The 17,865-nt window shown below is 60.2% G+C and carries 19 protein-coding genes; 11 read left to right on the top strand and 8 right to left on the bottom strand.

The window, feature by feature from the left end; translation table 11 throughout:
* The first annotated feature begins 51 nt into the window (after nt 1-51).
* Together FIV03_RS13290 and pth are read left to right on the top strand one after the other, a co-directional pair.
* Entirely contained in the window at nt 52-675 is a 624-nt protein-coding gene (locus FIV03_RS13290) for a 50S ribosomal protein L25/general stress protein Ctc (protein ID WP_022998099.1), read from the top strand.
* Between the two features lie 160 nt (nt 676-835).
* Nucleotides 836-1,624, top strand: a complete 789-nt coding sequence (gene pth, locus FIV03_RS13285; RefSeq protein ID WP_152509877.1) for an aminoacyl-tRNA hydrolase — start codon at nt 836-838, stop codon at nt 1,622-1,624.
* A gap of 51 nt (nt 1,625-1,675) precedes the next feature.
* On the opposite strand, the gene FIV03_RS13280 is transcribed toward pth, so the two are convergent.
* Together FIV03_RS13280 and FIV03_RS13275 are read right to left on the bottom strand one after the other, a co-directional pair.
* Entirely contained in the window at nt 1,676-2,281 is a 606-nt protein-coding gene (locus FIV03_RS13280) for an OmpA family protein (RefSeq protein ID WP_152509876.1), read from the bottom strand.
* Nucleotides 2,278-3,972, bottom strand: coding sequence for a DUF4384 domain-containing protein (locus FIV03_RS13275; RefSeq protein WP_173013835.1), 1,695 nt, complete (start codon nt 3,970-3,972; stop codon nt 2,278-2,280). Before FIV03_RS13275 ends, FIV03_RS13280 begins: the two co-directional genes overlap by 4 nt.
* Nucleotides 3,973-4,204: 232 nt before the next feature.
* Between FIV03_RS13275 and ychF the strand changes: the two genes are divergently transcribed.
* The 4 genes from ychF to FIV03_RS13255 all read left to right on the top strand — a co-directional run bounded on the left by ychF (nt 4,205) and on the right by FIV03_RS13255 (nt 9,700).
* Nucleotides 4,205-5,305: a redox-regulated ATPase YchF gene (ychF, locus tag FIV03_RS13270; RefSeq protein ID WP_152509874.1), complete on the top strand. Its 1,101-nt coding sequence runs from the start codon at nt 4,205-4,207 to the stop codon at nt 5,303-5,305.
* Between the two features lie 160 nt (nt 5,306-5,465).
* On the top strand, nt 5,466-6,764 hold the full coding sequence (locus FIV03_RS13265) for an MFS transporter (RefSeq protein ID WP_152509873.1): 1,299 nt from the start codon (nt 5,466-5,468) through the stop codon (nt 6,762-6,764).
* A gap of 165 nt (nt 6,765-6,929) precedes the next feature.
* Nucleotides 6,930-7,613, top strand: a complete 684-nt coding sequence (locus FIV03_RS13260; RefSeq protein WP_022998105.1) for a fumarylacetoacetate hydrolase family protein — start codon at nt 6,930-6,932, stop codon at nt 7,611-7,613.
* Between the two features lie 311 nt (nt 7,614-7,924).
* The gene (locus tag FIV03_RS13255; RefSeq protein WP_152509872.1) at nt 7,925-9,700 is read left to right on the top strand and encodes an SLC13 family permease; all 1,776 of its coding nucleotides are present in this window, start codon (nt 7,925-7,927) and stop codon (nt 9,698-9,700) included.
* A gap of 8 nt (nt 9,701-9,708) precedes the next feature.
* On the opposite strand, the gene FIV03_RS13250 is transcribed toward FIV03_RS13255, so the two are convergent.
* Nucleotides 9,709-10,608: an AraC family transcriptional regulator gene (locus FIV03_RS13250; protein WP_152509871.1), complete on the bottom strand. Its 900-nt coding sequence runs from the start codon at nt 10,606-10,608 to the stop codon at nt 9,709-9,711.
* Between the two features lie 189 nt (nt 10,609-10,797).
* Between FIV03_RS13250 and FIV03_RS13245 the strand changes: the two genes are divergently transcribed.
* From FIV03_RS13245 to FIV03_RS13230, 4 genes are all read left to right on the top strand, one after another.
* Nucleotides 10,798-11,697 (top strand): NAD(P)-dependent oxidoreductase, encoded by a 900-nt coding sequence (locus FIV03_RS13245; protein ID WP_152509870.1) that lies wholly within the window; start codon nt 10,798-10,800, stop codon nt 11,695-11,697.
* Nucleotides 11,698-11,815: 118 nt separating this feature from the next.
* Complete coding sequence (locus tag FIV03_RS13240; protein ID WP_022998109.1) at nt 11,816-12,178, top strand: hypothetical protein; 363 nt, start codon at nt 11,816-11,818, stop codon at nt 12,176-12,178.
* 72 nt (nt 12,179-12,250) lie between these two features.
* Entirely contained in the window at nt 12,251-12,709 is a 459-nt protein-coding gene (locus FIV03_RS13235; protein WP_152509869.1) for a MaoC family dehydratase, read from the top strand.
* A complete protein-coding gene (locus FIV03_RS13230) occupies nt 12,706-13,185 on the top strand; it encodes a MaoC family dehydratase (RefSeq protein ID WP_055655912.1) in 480 nt (159 codons plus the stop codon). Before FIV03_RS13235 ends, FIV03_RS13230 begins: the two co-directional genes overlap by 4 nt.
* Before the next feature lie 109 nt (nt 13,186-13,294).
* On the opposite strand, the gene FIV03_RS13225 is transcribed toward FIV03_RS13230, so the two are convergent.
* Complete coding sequence (locus FIV03_RS13225; protein ID WP_055655914.1) at nt 13,295-13,537, bottom strand: hypothetical protein; 243 nt, start codon at nt 13,535-13,537, stop codon at nt 13,295-13,297.
* Between the two features lie 124 nt (nt 13,538-13,661).
* On the bottom strand, nt 13,662-14,624 hold the full coding sequence (locus FIV03_RS13220) for an acetylserotonin O-methyltransferase (RefSeq protein WP_228932880.1): 963 nt from the start codon (nt 14,622-14,624) through the stop codon (nt 13,662-13,664).
* Nucleotides 14,625-14,972: 348 nt separating this feature from the next.
* On the opposite strand from FIV03_RS13220, the gene FIV03_RS13215 reads away from it, so the two are divergent.
* Nucleotides 14,973-15,869, top strand: coding sequence for an agmatinase (locus FIV03_RS13215; protein WP_152509868.1), 897 nt, complete (start codon nt 14,973-14,975; stop codon nt 15,867-15,869).
* A 78-nt stretch (nt 15,870-15,947) separates the two neighbouring features.
* Here FIV03_RS13215 and FIV03_RS13210 read toward each other — a convergent pair whose 3' ends face one another.
* The 3 genes from FIV03_RS13210 to FIV03_RS13200 all read right to left on the bottom strand — a co-directional run bounded on the left by FIV03_RS13210 (nt 15,948) and on the right by FIV03_RS13200 (nt 17,763).
* A complete protein-coding gene (locus FIV03_RS13210; protein WP_208984227.1) occupies nt 15,948-16,457 on the bottom strand; it encodes a GNAT family N-acetyltransferase in 510 nt (169 codons plus the stop codon).
* 87 nt (nt 16,458-16,544) lie between these two features.
* Nucleotides 16,545-17,207: a 5,6-dimethylbenzimidazole synthase gene (gene bluB / locus FIV03_RS13205; protein ID WP_152509867.1), complete on the bottom strand. Its 663-nt coding sequence runs from the start codon at nt 17,205-17,207 to the stop codon at nt 16,545-16,547.
* 7 nt (nt 17,208-17,214) lie between these two features.
* Nucleotides 17,215-17,763: an adenine phosphoribosyltransferase gene (locus FIV03_RS13200; protein ID WP_152509866.1), complete on the bottom strand. Its 549-nt coding sequence runs from the start codon at nt 17,761-17,763 to the stop codon at nt 17,215-17,217.
* Between the last annotated feature and the right edge of the window lie 102 nt (nt 17,764-17,865).

Genomic DNA, 17,865 nt, shown 5'->3' with positions numbered 1-17,865 from the left:
TGGCACGGTGGTTCGCCGGTCCGTTACCTATACACTCGAAGGAGTTTTGCCATGGCTGCCAGCTATGAGCTGAAGGCGTCGGCACGGGACCGGGTGGGCAAGGGGGCCGCACGGGCACTGCGTCGCGAAGGCCTTCTCCCTGCCGTGATCTACGGCGACAAGAAACAGGCACTGCCGATCACCATTCCGGTGAAAGAAACCACCATTACCCTGCACAAGGGTGGTTTCCTTACACACATCGGCATCATCGATGTGGACGGCGAAAAGCATCAGGTTATTGCCAAGGATTTCCAGCTGCACCCGGTACGCGACGACGTCATGCACGTCGACTTCCTGCGCGTTGCCAAGGGCTCCACGCTGACGGTTGAAGTTCCGGTTCACTTCCTGAACGAAGAAACCTGCCCGGGCATCAAGAAGGGCGGCGTCCTGAACATTGTTCGCCACACCGTCGAAATGACCGTTCCGGCCGACAACATTCCGGAAGCTCTCGAAATCGACCTGGCCAAGGCACAGCCGGGCGACAGCCTGCACATTTCCGCAGTGAAGCTGCCGGAAGGCTGCCAGCCGACCATCACCGATCGCGATTTCACCATCGCCACGATCGCTGCTCCGGCCGGTATGAAAGAGACCGACGACGAAGCTGAAGCAGAAGAAGGTGAAGGCGAAGCTGAATAAGCTGCAGCCTTGCTTTAAAAATCGGGAGGCGGCCTCCGCCTCCCTTCCCCTTGCGGGAAAACTTGCAGAGCAGCCGCCATCGGCTGCTTTTTTGTTTCAGGATTAGCCAGCCGGTCTGCATTGCGCTACATGCAGCACGCTCTACCTTGAAAGGCACACCATGAAATTGATCGTCGGCCTGGGCAATCCGGGCGCCAAATACGAAGGCAATCGGCACAATATCGGTTTCATGGCCGTTGATGAGATCCATCGCCGCCACTCCGGCTTCCAGCCCTGGAAAGCCCGTTTCCAAGGTCAGGTTTCCGAAGGCCGCCTCGGCTCGGAAAAGGTCCTGCTGCTGAAACCCAGCACCTACATGAACGAATCCGGCCGCTCTGTCGGCGAAGCCATGCGGTTCTACAAGATCGAGCCGGCAGACATTGTCGTCATCTACGACGAACTCGACCTGCCGCCCGCGAAATTCCGCATGAAGATCGGCGGCGGCCACGGCGGCCACAACGGTCTGAGATCAATCACGGCGCATATCGGCGAAAGCTACCGCCGGCTGCGCCTCGGCATCGGTCATCCGGGCGACAAGAAGCTGGTGTCCAACTACGTGCTGGGTGATTTCGCAAAGGCCGATCGGGACTGGCTGGAACCGCTCCTGACGGAAGTCGCCGATCAGGCTCCGTTGCTGGCCGAAGGCAAGGACAGCCAGTTTGCCAACAAGTTGACCCTGGCCCTGGAGCCGGAAAAGGCACAGCGCAAGGGCAAGAGCCAGGAGGGCAAGGCAAAGGACGGCACAACCGGAGCCGCCAAGGCCGTTGCTCCCGGACAGGGCACCCCCGCACCAGCCAAACCCAAGGGCCAGAGCCATATCCGCCAGGCCCGGCAAGGCAAGTCAGTCAACTTGCCCAAGTCAGGGCCCATGGCTGACATGCTGAAAAAGCTGCTCGGCGGCGGCGACTGAGGCAGTTCCCTCCACGAACACCAGCGCAACCGGGCTGCCTGCATTTGGCGGTCAGGACAGCGGCTGAACGTTGATGATCTCCACACGCCTGTTGCGGCCGCTGGCCGGATCACCCGGATCGACAGGACGGCTTTCGCCGTAGCCCACCGGCACAAGCCGTTCACGTGGGATTGTATAAAAGGCAGCCAGAAACTCCGCGACCATGAAGGCCCTTCGTTTCGACAGGTCCAGATTATAGGCCGTCGTGCCGCGCAGGTCCGTGTGCCCGGCGATCTGGAAACGCATGTTCCTGAGCCGCGGATCCTGCAAGGCCTGTCCAAGCGCCTGCAACGTCAGAATGCCGTCGTTGGTCAGTGAGGCGGAATCGAACTCGAAATTGACCGTCAGATTGATGCGCGGCAGCTCCACTTCCGGCGGCAACTGGCCTTCTATGCTGATCCCGCGAAACGGGTGCGGTTCCTGCTTTCGCATGGACCGGGATTTCGGCGCGCCGGCGTCAGGCAACAACGCGTTGATGATCTGATCCGGCGTGACGGACTGGGCGGAAACGCCGGCTGGCAGCATCAAGGGGACCAGCAGTGCCAGAACGGGTGCCAATGCCAGGCGGGCGGTCGCAAATTCGATAAGAAAGCGCATGTCGAAACCTTTGAGTGTCACTCTTCCCGGATCGTCAAATGAAGGACGGCTGCAGAAATCTCACGTGGCAGGCTCATTTCGTCCGGCCGGTCCGCCATCCCTGCCCGCAATGCCGTCAGGAAATATCTGTCGTCCGCGGTACCGGCGCCGCCTTCAGCGCTCACTGGCATGGAGAATTGCCCGGAGCCGCCGTTTTCCAGCTCTTCCAGTTGGATGACAGGGCTATGAGCTGCAATCACGATAATGGCTTCCGATCCGGCAGGTGGCTGCACGGTGAACTTCTGACGCCCCTGCCGGCCGTCGCCGTAGACGAAACGGTCGCCGAATTGCACCTGCTGGCGCACCGGACCGCGACGCGGCAAGAGGTTCACCACAGTGCCGTCGGCCTGCAGATAGACGATGTAGAGAAACGAGGCGAAGTCCGGCGCAGTTACCTCGAAGGCCAGCGAATCTCCGTAGCGTAGATCCGCGCTGCCACCCAGGAGCCGAATGCGCGGGCGCGAAGGTTCCGCCAGTGGCCGGGCAAGGGTCTTCAGGGCTTCACACACGGGCCAGGGCCTGACATCGATTTTCTGAAGCTGCTCGGGTGGAAACTCCGCTTCCAGTTTCCGGAGCGCTTCCTGAGTGCTCACGAAACCTGCGAGTAGCGGCATGCCGTCCGGCGTATCTTCGCTCACGTAAAGGCTGCTGCAGCTATCCCCCGCAAAGGCCACCTCATTGTCCCGGTCGGTTCTGGTCAGCCCGGGCACCGGCCGCGGCGGCACGATGGACGTGCGCATGATCGACGCGTTGTGCATGTCGGCCTTCGTTGCTTCGTAGCTGATCCAGCCATACCCGTCTCCGGACCAGTAAGGCCCCCAGGAGTTCTGGACGAGGAATGCCTGACGCCGTTCATCGTACCCGACGAACACCATCTGGTGTCCTCCGGCGGCCCCGCTGTGACGCCCGAGCGATCCCTGGTAGATCTCTCCCGATTTCAGATATTGCAGCGTCACCCCGTCCGGCGTCTGGGAGGACGGCACCACGCCGACCATCAGGAACCCCGTGGCCACGGGGTTCCCCGCCGCCAGCTGCTGCTTGATCGCATCCAGATCCCGGTCCGTCGCGTTGCGGCGCTGGCGGCCCTTGTCGAACACGAACAGGAAGTCTCGAATGCGGAACCTGTCGGGGGCCATCGTTGCGGTTTCCACCCGTTCCGAACACATGGCGGCGTCCGGAATGTCGTCCTGGTCGGGAGAGCCGTTGCCCTTGAAATAGGCCATCGCCAGAAGCGCATGACTTCCGGCGGTTTCACAGGCCTCCTGCCGGTTGCGGATCTGCGAATGGAGAAACGCCGGACTTGGCGTGAAGGTGCGATTGCCGGGTTCCACGTTGTTTTCAAGCGCAGCGTAATAGCCGCGCATGGCATACCCGATGGCATAGGAAACACAGCTGCCGTATGTCTGCAGCAAGGGTGGTGGCATCATTGGCGACAGGTCGATCGCGTCGGGGATATAGGCCCGCGTGACATTTACCTGTCCGACGCCTTCCAGCAGCGCAGGATCGATCGGCGCATCGCCCAGAAGGCCCGTCAGATCACGTGGATTGAAGCTTTGAGCCGATGCCGGACTTGCCGAGAAGACAGTGGCACAAGTGGTGACGGCAGCCAGGGTGGCAAACAGGCTGCCGGAAAATGCACACAGAAACCCGTGTTTCTTGCGACTGAAAATCATCGCGTCCCAATTCCCAAAACAATCGCCCAAAACACCCACACGACTATAACCGATAAACAACCGGAGGGAAGCTTTCAGCCCAATCACATCGCCGGACGCCTTTCCTTTTGTCGCTTCATCCTGACATGCTCTTGACAAACACCCGCCCGCAGTCCGCCAAAGCCTTGACCTCTTGACCCGGCTCGGGCATTTAGCGCTGCAAAGTCTCAAGACCAACCGAAAGCGAACTCCCATGGGTTTCCAGTGCGGCATTGTCGGACTGCCGAATGTCGGCAAGTCCACACTCTTCAACGCGCTCACCAAGACGGCAGCTGCACAGGCTGCCAACTATCCGTTCTGCACCATCGAGCCGAATACGGGCGAAGTTGCCGTTCCGGATCCGCGCCTCTATGCAATCCGTCAAGTCGCAGGGTCCAAGGAAGTCATTCCGACGCGCATCACCTTTGTCGACATCGCCGGGCTCGTGCGCGGCGCCTCCAAGGGCGAAGGCCTCGGCAACCAGTTCCTGGCCAACATTCGCGAAGTCGATGCCATCGCACACGTGCTGCGCTGTTTTGAAGACGACGACATCACCCATGTGGAAGGAACCGTCGACCCGATCGCCGATGCCGAAACGGTCGAGACCGAACTCATGGTCGCCGACATGGAAAGCCTTGAACGCCGCATTGCGCCGCTGAAGAAAAAGGCCTCCGGCGGCGACAAGGAAGCCAAGGCTGTGCTGCCCGTCATGGAAGCCGCCCTGGCCTTGCTGCAGGACGGCAAGCCGGCACGCGTTCTTGAAGCGTCCGGTCCGGATGAAGAGAAGATCCTGAAGGGTCTGAACCTCCTGACTGCAAAGCCGGTTCTCTACGTTTGCAACGTCGACGAGGCATCCGCAGGCGAAGGCAATGCCCTCTCCGCCAAGGTCGCCGAAAAGGCGAAGGCAGAGGGTGCTGCCGCCGTCGTGATTTCCGCTGCCATCGAGGCGGAAATCTCCCAGCTCGACAAGGAAGAACAGGAAGAGTTCCTGGAGACCATCGGGCTTGAAGAGCCGGGCCTCGACCGGCTGATCCGCGCGGGCTACGGCCTGCTGGGCCTGATCACCTATTTCACGGCAGGCCCGAAGGAAACCCGCGCCTGGACCATCACCGAAGGCACCAAGGCCCCGGGCGCAGCCGGCGTGATCCATACGGATTTCGAACGCGGCTTCATCCGCGCGCAGACCATTGCCTACGACGATTACGTCGGTCTTGGCGGTGAAACCGCAGCCAAGGAAGCGGGCAAGGCACGCGACGAAGGCAAGGAATATGTCGTCAAGGACGGCGACGTCCTGCTCTTCAAATTCAACACCTGACGAAATCCCGCGCAGGCAGCCAGGCGCCGCCTGCGCGTTTCCCGTCCGCTTCCACCTCCCGGTCAGCCGCCTGCCTCAGAAGGCACGGAAACGGAAGATAAAGACATCCCCTCTAGGGTTACCCGGACAAACGGGAATTCGACCTGCAGGAGGGGCCAATATGGCGGGACGAAGCGACACCAGGATCCGCAAGATCATTGCGGGAACGGTGGGAAACACGCTGGAATGGTATGATTTCGCCGTCTACGGCTATCTTGCCCCCATCCTTGCGCAACAGTTTTTCCCGAGTGACGATCCGACCGTCAGCCTGATCAGCACCTTCGGTGTCTTTGCGGCAGGCTTCCTCATGCGTCCCATCGGCAGTCTGCTGCTCGGCCATATTGCCGACAACACCGGCCGCAGCCGGGCCCTTCTGCTGTCGGTCGCCCTGATGGCCATTCCGACAACGCTGATCGCCTTCTTGCCGACCTACGACCAGATTGGCATTGCCGCACCCGTGCTGCTGACGCTGCTGCGGTTGCTGCAGGGGCTTTCCGTCGGCGGGGAATACACCGGTTCAACCGTCTACCTTTACGAGATCGCCCCGCCCAAGCGCCGGTGTTTCACGGTTTCCTGGGCCCTGGTCGGGGCAACATTCGGCATTCTGCTCGGTTCCGGCGTGGCGGCACTGGCAACCGGCCTCCTGCCGGCGGACGATCTGGGAAGTTGGGGATGGCGCATTCCCTTCGCCTTCGGCCTGCTGGTCGGCCTGACCGGTTTCATGATCCGCAGCGGCACCAAGTCAGAAGAAAGGGATCAACCGCCCTCCTCGCACGATCCTGTCAGCGCTCCGGTTGGCGAGGTCCTGCGCAACCACCGGCCTGCCCTGCTGCGGACGATAGCGTGCAACATCCTGAACGGCGTCGGCTTCTATCTGACGTTCGTCTATCTCACGTCCTACCTGGTCGACTACGTCAAGTTCACGGAAAGCCGGGCCCTGACGATCAATACCAGCGTGATGGTCGTCTTCATGCTGCTGTTGCCTATTGTCGGCTATCTCGCCGACAGGATCGACCGAAGAACCATACTGCTGTTCGGATCGGGCGGTGTCGCCCTCTTTGCCCTGCCGATGTTCTGGCTGGTGCATCATCCGGATCCGGTCATGGTCATTCTGGGCCAGCTCGGCATGGCCGTTATTCTAACCGCCTTCTTTGCCCCGCTCATGGCCTCCATGGTCGGCCTGTTCCCGGTGTCCGTGCGCGTGACCGGCTATTCCATAGGGTACAACATCCCGCTGGCGCTCTTTGGCGGCACGGCACCGCTGTTTGCCACCTATCTGATCGACAAGACCCACCTGCAGCTCGCGCCGGCGTTCTACATGATCGCTGCCGGCCTGCTGGCCTTCGTGGTCATCTGGTTCATGCCTTCGGAGGACGGTAGTATCAGCCAGGACGAAGAAGCGGAGCCGGCTCCAAATTAGTTCAAGGCAACAGGACCGCCTGCATTCCGGCCTGACCGCCTCTGGTGTGCCCAACAAATCACGCGGCATAGGCTGGCTCCACCGGGTCGAACACAACTCCTGCTCGACAGGATGCTGCCGAACCCGGTACAAGCAGGCTTTCGTCAATTCTCGAAAGTGTCTGCGATGTCGACCGTCATTCCGGCTCCCTTCCCCACGATCCTGCCCGTCAGCGAAAGCCAGAAGGGTTTTCCGGTCCGCCGGGTCTATTGTGTCGGTCGAAACTATGCCGCTCATGCCGTGGAGATGGGCCACGATCCGAACAGGGAAGCGCCGTTCTTCTTCCAGAAGAACCCGGACAACCTCGATCCTTCCGGCGAATTTCCCTATCCGCCCCTATCCAGCGACGTGCATCACGAGGTCGAACTTGCGGTCGTTCTGAAGTCCGGCAAGCGCAGCATCCCGGCAGCCAGTGCACTTGAACATGTTTACGGCTACGCCGTTGCCCTCGACATGACCCGCCGCGACCTGCAGGCCGAGGCCAAGAAGGCGGGGCGCCCGTGGGAAGCCGCCAAGGCTTTTGAACGCTCTGCCCCTATCGGCCGGATCATGCCGGCGGCAGACAGCGGCTTCCTCGACCAGGGCCGGATTGCTCTCAGCGTGAACGGAGAGCTTCGCCAGGAAGGCGACCTCAATCAATTGATCTGGAAAATACCGGAAATCATCGCCAAGCTGTCAGAGCTGTTCCAGCTTGGTGCGGGCGACGTCATCCTGACCGGAACTCCCGCGGGTGTCGGGTCCGTCCAGCGCGGCGACCTCATGCTGGCGACCATCGACGGCTTGCCGGAGCTGACCGTCAGGGTCATTTGACAGGCCCGGGTGGGCGTGGGCGCGCTCGCGTTGAAATCCCCGGTTTTGCCGCTTTGCAAGGGCCCGGAAAGCAGCCACTTTCCAGGCCCGATCTTATTGGCCTTCTCACGCCCTTGAAAGCTGCGGAACCTTTTAGTGGCAATCCGTGTTTAGAAGTCGTGGTCCCGGTTTCTCCGACAACGGCGCTGTCCAGCTCCGTTCGGCCGGAAATGCAAAGGAAGACGGACCAAGTCCTTTAAGTGGTCTTGAGATTGCGGGTCGGCCATGTTCAGGTCGAACCCGGATTTTGAAGTCGTTGCCGGAGCCTGTTCGTGACATTTGACCAGATTGCCCTGTTCGTCCTCTTCGGCACTGTCTTCGCACTGCTGGTCTGGGGCCGTATCCGCTTCGATCTCATTGCCTTTGGCGCGTTGATCCTGGGTGCGTTCCTGGGTCTCGTCCCTTCCGAGGAAATCTTCTCCGGCTTCGGCCATTCCGCTGTCATGATCATTGCCCTCGTGCTGGTCGTCTCGCGCGGGCTGATGAACTCAGGCGCTGTGGAATTGATTGCGGGCGTGGTGATTTCCGCGTCCAGAGGTCTGTCGCGGCATATCGGTCTCATGGCCATTGTCGGGGCCAGTCTGTCGGCAATCATCAATAACGTCGCCGCGCTGGCATTGCTCATGCCGCTCGATATGGAGGCAGCCAAGAAGGCGGAACGTTCGCCCGGCCTCTCCCTGATGCCCTTGTCTTTCGCAACCATCCTCGGTGGCATGATCACCCTGATCGGAACACCGCCAAACATCGTCATCGCACAGTATCGTTCTGATGCCTTTGGCGCGCCCTTTTCGATGTTCGATTTTGCCCCTGTCGGCCTCGTGGTCGCAGTGACAGGCATTGCCTTTGTTGCCCTGTTCGGCTGGCGCCTGCTGCCCCGCCATTTCCGGGACAAGCCGAAACAGGAGGGCTTTGCCGAAAGCCTTTATGCGGCCGAACTGAAGGTCGGGGAAATCTCGGAAGAAAAGCCGCTTACCGTCGGCGATCTTTACCCCGTTGCCGACGAGAAGGATGTCGCCATCATCGGCCTCATCCGCAATGGCCGACGTGTACGCGGGTTTGCCCGCCGCGAGGCGATCAAATCCGGAGATTACCTGTTCGTGGAAGGCGACCCCAAGGCCATCGAAGCCTTCATGGGCGCCGCCAAGCTGGAATTCGCCGGCTCAGAACAGCACAAGGGCGGCCTGAACAACGACGCCCTGTCACTGATCGAGGCAATCGCGCCGGACAATGCCCGGATCATCGGCCGGTCGAGTTTCGACATGCGTCTCCTTTACGGCCACAGCGTTACCTTGCTCGGCATTTCCAGGCAGGGTCGCCGCGTACAGAAACGCGTTCGCCACGAAGAGATACGCCCGGGTGATGTGCTCCTGCTGCTGGGCACCCCGGAGCGGCTGGAAAGTGCCTGCGCCTGGCTTGGTGTTCTGCCTCTGGAAGGACGCAAGACGGGCGTCATGCAGCGCAACAAGGCCTGGCTGGCCATTGCAGGCTTTGCCGTTGCGATTGCAGCAGCCGTTGCCGGCCTTGCCTATCTCCCGGTGGCCCTGGCTGCCTGTGTGATTTTCTATGCCGCCGCCGGCCTGATCAGCGGATCGGAGGTTTATCAGTCCGTGGAGTGGAAGGTGATCGTGTTGCTCGGCTCGTTGATCCCCCTTGGACAGGCATTCGAGGAAGCAGGAAACGCACAGCTGATCGCCGACGGTATTCTCGCCCTCACCTCAACGGCTCCGGCCTGGGTCACCCTCGCCATCCTGATGGTGGTGACGATGACCCTTTCCGACTTCCTGAACAACGTTGCCACCTGCCTGATTGCAGCGCCCATCTCGGTCCAGATCGCCAATTCCCTTCAGGTGAACTCCGATCCGTTTCTGATGGCGGTGGCAGTTGCGTCGTCCTGTGCGTTCCTGACGCCGATCGGCCACAAGAACAACACCATCATCATGGGCCCGGGCGGCTATCGCTTTGGCGACTACTGGCGCATGGGCCTGCCGCTCGAGCTCCTCGTCCTGACCGTCAGCATCCCGGCAATCCTGCTGTTCTGGCCGCTCTGAAACAGAGCTCAGGCAGCAGGCTTCAGAGGCAGGCAGATGTCGGTCAGAAGGTCCGCCGGCGCCGTGTCGCGCGGGTTGTTGAGATAGACTTCCAGACAGGGCGCATCGTCCGGTTCACGACCAGACTGCGTCAGCCACTCGCCGTAAAGCCACTCGTAGGCCCATTTCATGTCGGCGTAGGGTCCCTTGTAACGCAGCACCGCGTAGTCACCGGCACGCGTTTCCCGCTTTTCGAGCGGAGCATCGACCGGGAAGCTATCGTTTATGACCGCTCCGGCAGCCGACTGCAGATCATCTTCGGCAACATGGGTCGGGTCGGAATAATAGAGCGCCTTCATCGCACCGATCCGGTCGACCAGCTGACGGCTCACCAGAATGCCGAAAAGTGTCTCAAACGCCTTGCCGATCTCCATGTAGGCGCCTCGGTGAGGCAGCACGGCCAGGGTTTCGGACGGAAGGGTTTTGACGGAAACGTCATGCATTGGAGCTGGTCCTTTCTGTTTGGGAAGTGGTGCACCACCGTTGGCCGGCTGAACCCGGCGCGAGAAAACGGAGGAGCGGTAGGCGGTCGGGGGCTGGCCGTAAGCCTGTTTGAAGCTGCGTGAAAAGGCCTCAAGGCTGCCGTAACCGGCCCGCTTTGCGACGACGGGCAAGGCCAGGTCCGTATAGGCAAGGTCTCCCGCGGCACGGTGAAGGCGCAGACGCTTGACCGTCGCGAAGATGGATTCGCCATAGGTCGACTGCCAGACCCTGTGCCAGTGTGAGGGGGAAAGGGCCGCCACCTCGGCAAGCGTCGCCAGATCGGGATCCTCGTCGAGGTTGGCGTAGATATATTCGATCACCCTTGTGAAACGGCGGACATAGCCGTTGTCCCGCGGTGAGAGTGTGAGCTTTTCGTGATTGGTCATGGTCTTGGCCCCGTTCGATTGATGGGACCCTAGCACCATGCTTTTTGATAAATCTTGCTGACTTCCCCCCCCTCACACCGGCACATTCCGGAAGGACAAGGTCTTTCTTCCAGAAAGACAAAACAGGCACTGGCCTCCGGCGTCGGAATGGCCATGATGTACGCAACTCAAAAACAGGGGAGTTGAACCATGACCACCCAGAAACGCATTCTGTTCACCGGCGGTTCCGGCAAGGCCGGACGGCACGTCATTCCCTACCTGCTGGCGCAGGGACATCGCGTCGTCAATGTCGACCTGAAACCGCTCGATCATCCCGGTGTCGACAACCTCATTGCCGACATCACCTCATCGGGTGAAATGTTCAACGTCATGACCAGCTACGCCAATTTCGATGAACTGGAACCGGGCAACGGGGTGCCAACTTTCGACGCAGTGGTCCATTTCGCGGCCGTGCCGCGCATTCTCATTCATCCGGACAACAGAACCTTCGAAGTCAATACGATCGGCACATACAACGTCATTGAAGCCGCCGTGAAGCTCGGCATTCGCAAGATCGTGATCGCCTCTTCGGAAACCACCTACGGCGTCTGTTTCGCCGATGGCGTGGTCGACCCGAAGGTGCTGCCCGTGGAAGAGGATTATGACGTCGACCCGATGGACAGTTACGGGCTTTCCAAGGTGGTCAACGAACAGACCGCCCGCGCCTTCCAGCGCCGGTCCGGCTTCGATATCTATGCGCTGCGGATCGGCAATGTCATCGAGCCGCACGAATACGACCGGTTCCCGGATTTCTTTGCCAATCCTTCACAGCGCCGCAGAAACATCTTCTGCTATATCGACGCCCGCGACCTCGGTCAGATCGTCGACCGCTGCCTCGAAAAGGACGGGCTCGGCTACCAGGTCTTCAACGCCGGCAACGACACGAATTCCGTCGATATTCCGAATGCGGAAATCCTCAAGCGCTTCTTCCCCGACGTGCCGCTGAGCCGGGAACTCGGCGAGCATGAGGCCCTGTTTTCGAACCGCAAGATCCGCGAGGTTCTGGGCTTCCAGGAAGAGCACAACTGGCGCAAATACGTGACCGTATAACCGGCGATCCAGGCAGGAACGAAGGCTGGCGGATTTAGTTTTACTTCCGATACGGCTGGGACTAGCTTCTGAACGCAACACTGTCGGGCAGCAAGTCTGCCCACCTGGGAAACGTGCCATGAAGCTACTGAAATCTGCCACTCTCGGCCTTGCCCTCCTGGCGTCTGCGACTGCAGCCGTCGCACAGGGAACCGGCTCGCAAGGGTACTTCCAGATCTACAACAACACCGAAGACAACGTTGTCGTCGGCTTCTACACCAACGACGGCGACGGCTGGTCGGACAACTGGCTGTCCGGACCGCTTTCGCCGGGTGAAAGCGCGAAAGCCGAGTTCGCCGCCGACACCGGCAACTGTGCGCAGACCTTCCAGGTCGGCTGGCTGGCCGACGACGATACCGAAGTTCTCGACGATCCGATCGACATCGATATCTGCGAAGCCAGCAACGTCTACATGGATGATAACGAGATCTATTACGACTGATCTTTTCTTCCAATCTCAAGGCGGGAACGCGGAGCATCGCGTTTCCGCGGAGTGCCAACACCACCGGAATTCATGACCGATCTCCTTTATTTTGAAGACTTCCAACCTGGTCAGGTCTTCGAGCTGGGCTCCCTCACCGTCAGCAGGGACGAAATCATCGATTTCGCTGCCGAGTTCGATCCGCAGCCTTTCCACCTCGACGAAGAGGCCGGCACAGCATCCATCCTGGGCGGGCTCGCCGCCTCCGGCTGGCATACAGGTTCGATGGTGATGCGCCTGCTTGCCGAAAATCTCCTGACCAGGACAAGCGGCCGTGGCTCACCGGGTATCACCAAGCTGCAGTGGAAGCGTCCCGTTCATCCAGGTGACTGCCTAACGGCCCAGGTCGAAATACTCGACACGAGAGACTTGCGGTCGAAACCGGACCTTGGGCTCGTCAACATTCGCGTGACGGCCAAGAACCAGAAGGGTATTGAAGTGCTCGTCTGGGAAAATCCGAACCTGTTCGCGAGACGGGAGATCGCCCGGTGAGTGCCTTTTTCGAAGACATTGAAGTGGGTGACACGCTTGACCTCGGGGAACACACCTTCACCCGGGAAGACATCGTGCGTTTTGCGGAAAAATACGATCCGCAGGCCTTTCACCTCAGCGAGGAGGCCGCCGCGCAGACCCATTTCGGTCGCCTGTGCGCTTCCGGTTGGCACACCGCAGCGGTGTTCATGAAGCTTTGGGTCGCAAGGCATAAGGCTCTTCAGGAAGAAGCGCTGGCAGCAGGGCAAACACCAGCCAATATCGGCCCCTCGCCCGGGTTCGAGGATCTCAAGTGGATCAGGCCGGTCTTTGTTGGTGACACCCTGCGCTACCGGCGTGTCGTCACCGGCAAGACCGAAAGCCGGACCCGTCCGGACTGGGGTCTGGTTCATTCCGACATGCAGGCCTTCAATCAGGACGGCACGCTGGTGTTCTCCTTCAAGGGCACGGTCTTCGTCGAACGTCGCAAGCGCTAACCGGACAATCAGCCGGCCCTGTTAAAGCGCAAAAGCGTGCTGCGTCCTCAAGACGGCAGCACGCTTTGCGGTAATCCTGTCTTGCCGTGACTCGCATGCGAGCTGTGCCTCAGCGGCAGACGTCCAGGATCCACAAGAAGGCCATCGGCACCATGGTCAGCGCCGGCAGGATGATCGCCGGGTATCCGAAAGCATAGATCGACACCGCCCAGATCATCGCGAGATTGGCGATGAACCAGTATTTGGCATCTTCCGCGCCATAAAGCGCTTCCTTGAGAAACAGGTTCAAGACGGGCACGGCCAGAAGCAGCCGTAGCACCAGGACTTCCTTGGGGGCAGATGAAGCAGACATCTCTTCTCCGGATCTTAGGGAAAACACGTAGACTTTGTCCCTAATCCGTTTGCCTGTTCCAGGCACTGCGGCAAACGGACATCATGCCCATTTGCCGCAGTTTGCCGCAGTTTGCCGCGTGATGCTATTCCGGCTTGCGGCCGTGCACCAGCATCGTCATTCCCGGGATCATCACTTCAACCGCGATATCCGTGAAGCCGGCCGCTTCCATCAGGCCGGCAACGTAGGAACTCGTGATCGAACGGGCTTCAGGGTTGAAGGCGGTGTGCTGAAGCTGCCAGAGCGCGGCCAGCTTCGGCCCGTCGCGGTTTTCGTCGACCATGAAGTCATGCACCATGAAGTCGCCGCCCGGTGTCAGAACCTCGAACGCCTTGCGCACAAGCCCGGGAATGGCCGTGCCCGGGACACCGGAGAAGAGATAGGACATCAGCACTGCGTCCGCGCTGTCCGGCCATGTGTCCTTCAGGGCATTGCCCGGCGCATAGCGGATGCGGTCCTGCAGGCCTTCTTCGGCAATGAACTCTTCACCCACCTTGGCGACATTCGGAAAATCCAGAACGGTTGATCGCAGTCCCGGATACGCCTTGCAAAGCGAAATCGAGAAGGCCCCGGTACCACCGCCAACGTCCAGCAACTGCTTGGCAGCGGACAGATCCACAAGCTTGGCAAGTCCTCGCCCGGGCCCAAGCGAGCCTGCATGCTGGGACCGGGAATAAAGCCGTGCTTCCTCCGGGTCGCTGAACCAGGTCTCGTAGGAAGCAACCTGGTCGTCCTCAAGACTATCCGTCAGGGCGTCGTTGAGCTGTGTCATGAAGGGGTACATCTGCTTGTCGATCTGAAACCGCAGATAGTCGCCGAAATCATACTTCCGTCCTTTCACCAGAAACGCCTCCGCTGCGGGCGAATTGGTGAAGCCTGCTCCCTCCCGGCGCACCAGCCCGAGGCTCGTAAGCGCGGTCAACAGTGTTGTGGCGCGATCAAGATCAAGCTCGCTTTCTTCAGCAACTTGCTGCGGCGTCAAGGTCTTTTCGGAAAGCAGTGAAAACAAATCTACATGAAGTGCAGAAAAAAGAGCCTTTGAGCCCATAAATCCGAAAGCAATATCTGAAATTTCCTCAGCCGTTTCCAAGGACCTGGCGACGGGCATAAATTATCCTCCTCAGGAATTCTGAGCACAAATGTGCGGAATTTTTCCGTTCAGGAAAAATGAACTTGGGAATGAGCAAGTATAACTATTGTGCGCCGCAATGCAAATTCCGCTCCCCATCCGGCGAGAGCTGGCGCGGGAGCCGGTTTTTGTCCTTGAACTTTGGCAGAACCCGGTCTTCGATTAAGCTGAGGCCGATGCTGTAAGGCATCGAAAGCGTTCTCAAACGCCTGGCAATTTACCTTTCTGCAGCATACCGCCCGCAAGAAACCGAACAGGACCGACCGAGTGCCTTTTCTCGACTTTCCCGCACAGCTTCCGGAGAACCGGACACCGCGTGCTGTGATCTTCGGTGCCGAACATGGCAGCACTTACCCGGGCAAGGACAGCAGCGGGTACACCGGGGCAGCCGATGCCATTCGCGCAGCCAGTCAGGAAGATGCCGGTCTCGTCGGCCACTGGGACTTCGATCTCGGCGGACCGCTTTTCGAAGGTCACCCGGTATGCTGCATCGACATCGGCAATATCGACACCCGGCTGCATGACAACGCAGGCAACCGGGCACGGATCGAGGCACAAACACGCTCGATCCTGGCACTGCCAGCCGTTCCGATCCTGCTTGGCGGTGATGATTCCCTACCGATCCCCTTCCTTGCCGCCTTCGCTGATCAGGGGCCCCTATGGGTACTGCAGATAGATGCCCATATCGACTGGCGCGACGAGGTCGACGGCGAGCGCTACGGCTACTCCAGCCCGATGCGCCGCATCAGCGAGATGTCGCATGTTGCAGGCCTCGTTCAAGTTGGCCTGCGTGCCGTCGGCAGTGCCGGCAAAAACGAAATCGAGGCTGCACAAACCTACGGCAGCCGCTTTGTCACAGCGCGCGAGGTCCACGCAGAAGGTATCTCGGCCGCGTTGAAGCATATTCCACAAGGTGCGCGCTGCGTCGTCACGCTGGACTGTGACGGCCTCGACCCGGCCATCATGCCCGGCGTGGCCGCGCGCACGCCCGGCGGCCTCACCTACACGCAGGTGATCGATCTGATTGCGGGCCTGGGCAGGCGCGCAAGGATTGTTGGGTTTGACCTGGTCGAATTCTACCCGCCGAACGATATCGACGGCCTCACTGCGCTGACCGCCTCAAGACTTTTGGTCAACGCTGTCGGCTCGATCGTCCGGCAATAACAGGAAGCACGGACGAGTGTTCGGGCTGGCAAGACTGATGCTGAAAAGGTGGAAAGGAAAGGGAATGTCGCTAGCCCCTCAAAGGCTGCGGGCAAACAGGACTTCGTCGCGGATTTCGATACCGTAGTCGCCACGCAGCGGGATTTCCGGCTTCTTTTCGCGCTCGGCGTCGATGACACCTTGCGCGATCCGCTCCAGACGGAAACCGCGCCGTTGATAGAAGCGGAAGGCGTCGAGGTTGTCGTTGGATGTGCGGACGGTCAACCGGTTGATGCCGGACGCCTTTGCTTCATCGACCACCGCGTTCAGCAGCAGTGTTCCGGTGCCACCCCAGCGGCTGAGCGAGTCCAGCGTGAGGATTTCCCATTCGCTTTCCCGCTTGATCAGCGTGACGAGCCCCACAAGATCATTGCCTGCGTAGGCAACATACCCCGGCAGGCTCGACGCATCGACGATCTCGCCGTCCAATAGCATTTCGGGCCCTGCCCATCGGTCCGCCAGAAGCTGGAACACAGCTTCCTTGTCTTCATCGTTGATCCGTCGGATGATCACGCTCATGGTCTGCCCTGCCTCCAGATCAGCCGCCATTCAATCGTCGCCAATTGAACAGCCATCTGCCGATCGCTTCCATAATTTGCGAGCATCCTTTCTGCGGTCGTCTGGCCGCAGGATGCCCTATCGGTGAATGACGCGGGATGCCAGAGGCGTGCGCGCCTGCCAACGCGCTCGCTCCAGCTCCGGATCGACATGCTCTTCTTCCGGATAACCGACGCATAGATAAGCCACGAGGCGCCAACCGGCGTCAACCTGCAGTGCCTCTGTCACCGCGTCCGGATCAAGGATCGACACCCAGCCAACCCCGACACCTTCGGCACGAGCCGCCAGCCAGAATGTATGGATCATGCTGACCGTGGAATAGGCCAGCGTCTCCGGCATGGTCAGCCGGCCCAGTCCGTGGCCCTGTTCCGGGTCGTCGTCGCAGAAAATCGCCAGATGCACGGGGGCTTCCTTCAGCCCCGCCAGCTTGAGCTGGCGATACGCAAGCGCCTTGTCGTCACTGTAGGTCCTGGCGGCTTCTTCATTTTCGGCTTCGAAGCTCGCGATGATCCGTCCGCGCGCCTCAGCACTGTCGACGACAACAATTCGCCAGGGCTGACTGTTGCCGACAGAGGGCGCGAGGTCCGCCAGTTGCAGAAGATGGTCGAGAGCACCTTCCGGCAACGGCTCCTGTTTGAAACGGCGCACGTCCCGTCGCCATTTCAGAAGGGTCTCGAAATCCTTCTGAAATTTCTCTGAAAAGTCCGGTATCGCGTCCCTGCCCTCGGCTCCTCCCGCCATGACAGACCTAGTGACCCGGAAATTCCACGAGGGTGCGCACTGGAACGTTCATCGCTTCCAGTTTCTTGCGCCCGCCGAGATCTGGTAGATCGACGATAAAGCACGCCGACTCGATGTTGGCCCCCATGGACCGCAACAGTTTGCAGGCAGCCTCTGCCGTGCCTCCGGTAGCAATCAGGTCGTCAACCAGGATGACGCGGTCACCCGGCTTGATCGCATCCTTGTGCATTTCCATCTCATCCAGGCCATATTCCAGGGAATAGGCGATCCGGACGGTTTCGTGCGGGAGCTTGCCCTTCTTCCTGATCGGCACAAAGCCCGCGGACACCTGGTGCGCCACCGCGCCCCCGAGAATGAAACCGCGCGCCTCGATGCCCGCAATCTGATCGACCTTGGAGCCGGCCCAGGGCTGTACCAGGGCATCGACCGCCCGGCGGAACGCACGGGCATCGCCGAGCAGTGTCGTGATATCCCGGAACAGGATGCCCTCTTTCGGATAGTCCTTGATCGTGCGGATAGCACTGACAAGTTCATCCTGAATGGTCTGTGCGGTCATCGGGATATCTCTCTGTTAAAATAGTTCCAGGCATCTGCCCCGGCCGGTGGTTATAGCAAGTTTGACCTGCCGGTCGAAGCAATTTCGCTTTGTCTCAAGGGG

The organism is Labrenzia sp. THAF187b (assembly GCF_009363375.1).
GTDB classification, from domain to species: Bacteria; Pseudomonadota; Alphaproteobacteria; order Rhizobiales; family Stappiaceae; genus Roseibium; species Roseibium algicola.
The sequence above is the reverse complement of the archived record's forward strand: the minus strand, read 5'-3'. Positions and strand labels throughout refer to the sequence as shown.